This is a genomic window from Psychromarinibacter sediminicola (assembly GCF_029168335.1).
Lineage (GTDB): Bacteria > Pseudomonadota > Alphaproteobacteria > Rhodobacterales > Rhodobacteraceae > Psychromarinibacter > Psychromarinibacter sediminicola.
Genome location: NZ_JARGYC010000212.1, coordinates 1 through 881 on the forward strand (window position 1 = coordinate 1; position 881 = coordinate 881).

Here is an 881-nt window from a genome sequence, read left to right on the forward strand (position 1 = left end):
ATCGGCGAACTCATCGACTGCTTCACGCACCAGGAATGCGAAAACTACTTCGCCGCCTGCGGATACGATGCAGATTGATCGGAAAACGCTCTAGCCCGTCCAAATGAGCGTTCGCCTCCGAAGAAGAACGATAGCCATAAACGTAATGAACTCCACGATAGCCAGTTTCCTTCGGTGACGCGATGTAGTCGTATTTGTTCTCGTAGTGCAGAAGCTCATGGCGAGCTCGACTGCCTTTTTCAAGATAATGACGAAATTCAGAGAGCGCCTGAAGATCTCCAAAAATCAACCTACAACCGCCCAAGTCTTGCATGGTAGCTGCGTCTTTTGAACGACCTGAAATCAACTTATCCAGTACAGTGTTAAGGCGCTTCAAGCGCTGCGCCGGAGACAGACCAGTCGTTTCTTGCGAGGGCTTTCGAAGCCACATAGATATTGCGGTCAAAGGTTTCAAATGAGCTTTGCGCCAGTTATCGACAATATCGATATCCTCTTTTGACGCAGCCCTAACAGAACCAGCCTCTGAAATCCTTTTTCCTGCTTTGCGGACACTTGACTTCGATGGTAGTTTCTTATCCATACTCCCCTTATGGGTATGTGTTTGGGAATTTCAAGAAAGTTCTGCAAGAAGCCGTAGGGTGGGCAATCTGCCCACCATCCAAGCGCAAGCCGCGCGAGGGCCGACGCGCGCGGTGGCGCTCCGACCTTCGAACGACGCACTTTATGGTTGCCAAACGCGGGCGATCTCCGAGCTCCGCGATAACGTCGACCACAGCGCCGCCGCGTGGGGCAACTGTGTTCTCAGGTCGGATTCGGCGGGGCGATTTCGCGGAACGGCACGCCGTCGCGCAGGACGGCGTTGGCAATGGTCAGGAGCTTGC

Annotated in this window: 1 protein-coding gene; it reads right to left on the bottom strand. The window is 53.5% G+C overall.

Annotation, left to right across the window (positions count from 1 at the left end):
- Positions 1-22 precede the first annotated feature (22 nt).
- Positions 23-580, bottom strand: coding sequence for a RelA/SpoT domain-containing protein (locus P1J78_RS25020; RefSeq protein WP_275570083.1), 558 nt, complete (start codon positions 578-580; stop codon positions 23-25).
- Positions 581-881 lie beyond the last annotated feature (301 nt).

Excerpts from the sequence above, each read along its gene's own strand:
- P1J78_RS25020 (WP_275570083.1), bottom strand. The coding sequence starts at position 580 with ATGGATAAGAAACTACCATCGAAGTCAAGTGTCCGCAAAGCAGGAAAA.